The organism is Sebaldella sp. S0638, assembly GCF_024158605.1.
In the GTDB taxonomy this organism is placed as follows: domain Bacteria; phylum Fusobacteriota; class Fusobacteriia; order Fusobacteriales; family Leptotrichiaceae; genus Sebaldella.
In genome coordinates, this window is record NZ_JAMZGM010000187.1 from 1 (window position 1) to 3,893 (window position 3,893).

Consider the following 3,893-nt stretch of genomic DNA (forward strand, 5'->3'; position numbering starts at 1 on the left):
ATGAGTGGCGGAGGAGCATCGGCAGGAGTGACTTACAGTAGTACAAGTCTTGAGAATACAAGAAATAGTACAACAGTAGCAGTATCAAGCTTAATGTCAGAAGGAAGTACAGTGTTAGATGCAGGAAACAGGATAAGAACAGAAGCAATGCAGGCTAATGTCGGAGAAAATCTTGTAATAAGAGGAGTAAACGGAGTAGAGCTTCTGGATGCACAGGAAGTGTATGAAGAAAAAGTAAAGCAGAAAAGCACAAGTATAGGATTATCAGTAAGTGTAGGTTCGACAGTAACAAGTTTTATTGACCAGGCAAATGGAATGTATGAAAATAAAGATAAATACGGTACAGGAAATATGTCACAGATATTAAATTCAGCAGGAGATGGATTTACATTATTTAGAAGCGGGGTAAGTGCCTTTAATGATGCCCAGTCAATATATGATAGTGTAGTATCGGGAATTCATCCGGCAAATGGGCTTGCAGGAATAACAGCAAATGTGTCACTAAGTTATAGTCAGAGTAGCTATGAATCAAATACAAAAAGTAGTACTTCAGTAGCAGGAACTATAAATGTAGGAAAGAATTTTATACTACAATCAGATGGAAATGTAACAATGGTAAATCAAAAGGTTAATGTGGGGGAGAATTTCGTAGTAGATGCTAAGAACTTTGAAGCACGAGCTGGAGAAAATACATACAGTAATAATACAAAATCAAGTTCATCAGGAGGAAGTGTTGGTTACGATGTAGCTCAAAATACAATGACAGGTGGAATAAATGTTTCAGGTGGAAAATCTAATACAGATTCTAAATATTATGATAATACAGTAATAAATGTAGGAGGTACTTTCCAGCTTACAACAAAAGAAGATGCATTATTTGCAGGAGCGAATGTAACGGCAGATAAAATAAACTTTGATATAGGACGAGATTTAAGTATAATATCATTACAGGATGAATCTAAGTCAGAAGGAAAGAATTGGGGAGCAGGTTTAGGTTATAGCGAAAAAGACCCGACAACAAATAAAACCCAGATAGGAAGTATAACAGGAAATTTAAGTTATGGACAAAATAACTCAGAAAGTAAATGGGTAAGTAATCAAACAAGTATAATAGCCAATAATGGTGGTACAATATTAGTAGATGGAACATTAACAAATGTGGCATCAGTAATAGGAAGCCTTAACAGTGATAGCAAATTAAGTATAGACGCAAACAAAGTAGTAGTATCTAATCTTGAGGATTATAACAGGGGAGAAAATGCAGGAGTTAATGTAGGAGGAATAGGCTTAAATAATAATGCACTTATAGGACAGACAGGTGTACAATATGGAAGTCACGACAAGGAGCAGAGCAGTAATGCCACTTTTGTAAATACAGAAGTAACAGAAGCAGGGAAGAAACTAAATCTTGAAGAAATGGGAATAAATACAGACATAAATAAGGCACAGGTGGTAACAAAAGATGAAGTGGTAGAACAGATAGATACAAACTTACATACTGACTTATTAAATACAGCAACAAGACAACAGTTTGTGGAGGATACAAGAAAAGCAGGTCATGGAATACTTGATATAATAGATTCTGTTGGAAGAGATAATTTAAATTATGAAGAAGCCAGAACAGATAGATATGGACAATATTATATAGAGAAAAATCCTCAAATGATGGAATTTATGAAAGACCCAGACAGTAAGAGTGCATCAGAGATAGAGCAGATGACAAAAGATTATATAAAGTATATGACAGGTATGGACGTAGAAGTAGTAATAGTAGCTACGGGAGAAGGTTCTGGATACATAAGAGGAGATCAAGCTGGTGAAGGAAAAAATAATGTTTTTATATTAGATGTTACAGATTTAGGAAGTGGAAATATAAGTGTAGCGGAGATATATGGACATGAGCCTAACCATGTGGATGATCATAGAAGAGGAAGAGATGCTGGGGATGAAGTTACTTCTGGAGCAGCAGGAGACAGATTAAGTGAGATATTAGGAGAAAATGGGAAAAGCAGTAAGTTTGATATAGGAAACTGGATAAATAATCCAGAAAATTTATTAGCTTTAGCAAATGGGACAAATACATTAAATACAGAATATGATGGTTATAATGTGGAGAAAATGGGATGCTATCCTGTAAATGCACCAAAATGTAATCCTACTATAAATCCTAATAAATTAATAACAGATGATGAGATAAAAGCTAAAAGAGAAATAGCAAAAGCTCAAAATGAAATAGAAAAAACAATGAAACTTCTAGAAGAAACAAATAAGAAAACTCAAAAAGAAAATAAAAAAAATCAGGAAAAAGATAAAAATTTAAATATTGCAGTATCAAATATAAAAGATAGAGTACCTGAAAAAACAGAAGCAGAAATATTAAAAGAATTAAATAATTGGGGAGTAGAGCCAGTTTCAGATGGAAGAATAAAAATATATTCAGATGGGCAGTACTTATTTAGCGTTGATGACTATGACAATGCATTGAATGCTTTTTGGGCATTAAGTGGTTCAGAAGGCTTAGGGATGACTTCTGGAGGGTCTTTGTCTTTACAAGAAATAGTTCATACAAAAGGACCAGGTAATTTTTCATTAGATTTTACAGGAGGAGCAATTAGTTTAGAGGTTCAGGCAGTATTAACTGGAGAAGCTATGCAGCAACAAAATGCAAATAATAAACTGCAAGAATTAAAGAATTTAAATAAGCCTTCCCAAAATAACAAAATTATAGAAGAGCTTAATAATAAAAATTCTAAAGAAATTTTATATGAGAATGGTGGTAAGTTACAAGAGCCTTACGATGGACCACGTCAAAAGCCAACTTTAGTAGATGGAAAATATAAAGATGCAAAAACGAATTATACTATTAAAGGAGAATATACATATGTAATTGATGCAGAAGGAAATTTACAAATGGCTAAATCATCTAAACTAGGAATAATAGATGGAGGGCATACAAGTTTAAGCAATGGAAAACCTGTAAAATACGCTGGAACAATGAAATTTAATAGTAAAGGACAATTAGAGAGTTGGACAAATGGTTCAGGACATTATGAACCAAATGCATCGCAGGCTCCTGAAATATCTAAAATATTTGAATCTATTGGAATTCCTGATGCTAAGATGGATAATTTTATACCTTTTATACCAGAAGCATCTGGAGTAAAATAAATTAGTTATTTTAATATAATCTATGAAAATAAATCTTTATCAAGAGATTCTTTTTTGTGAAATTTAAAGTAAGAAGGATGGTATTTATGGATATAATTACTAAATTAAAAATTTTATTAGATACTAGTATCGTATCAATGGATGATGAAAAATATTTTGATTTAGTCGATAGTTTAGGAACTTCTAATGAGAATCAAGAAAAATTTATTAATTACATATTGCATAATGATTTAAGTGTTGAAAATGAGTATAAAGTTTTTATGTTATTAAGAGAAGTGTATGGATTTGAAGATGAATATGATATAGAGTTAGGTAAATTATACAATTGGGTGTTAAAAATAATGTTTAAAAAAGAATTTTATGATTATTCGATGTGCTATCGATTCAGTGATTTACTTGTCAAAATGACAAAAAACGATCAAAAAGTTTATAAAGATATAATTGAAAATGTAAATATTTTTAATCCTCTCACAGTGCAAATTGCTATATGCAGTATGTATGGTTACTATGACTATTTTCAATATAAAGAATTAACAGAGATTTTTTTAGATAAAATTTTCACTTCTATTAAGAAAAATAAAGATAATCAAGATATAATTAAAGATTTTAACCGATTTATGAGAAGAAGGATAAAAATTGAAGATTATAAACAATATGAAGTGGACTTTAAAATGTATGCAATTTAATACTTCTAAATTCTGAATAGAGTTTTTGTAGAAAATAAA

Annotated in this window: 2 protein-coding genes; both read left to right on the forward strand. The window is 31.3% G+C overall.

From position 1 onward, the window contains the following. Positions 1–3,168, forward strand: a 3,168-nt coding sequence (locus tag NK213_RS19080) for a hemagglutinin repeat-containing protein (protein WP_253352257.1), incomplete at its 5' end; no start/stop codon positions are given. An 86-nt stretch (positions 3,169–3,254) separates the two neighbouring features. Continuing rightward, the gene (locus NK213_RS19085) at positions 3,255–3,854 is read left to right on the forward strand and encodes a hypothetical protein (RefSeq protein WP_253352259.1); all 600 of its coding nucleotides are present in this window, start codon (positions 3,255–3,257) and stop codon (positions 3,852–3,854) included. Positions 3,855–3,893: the final 39 nt, after the last annotated feature.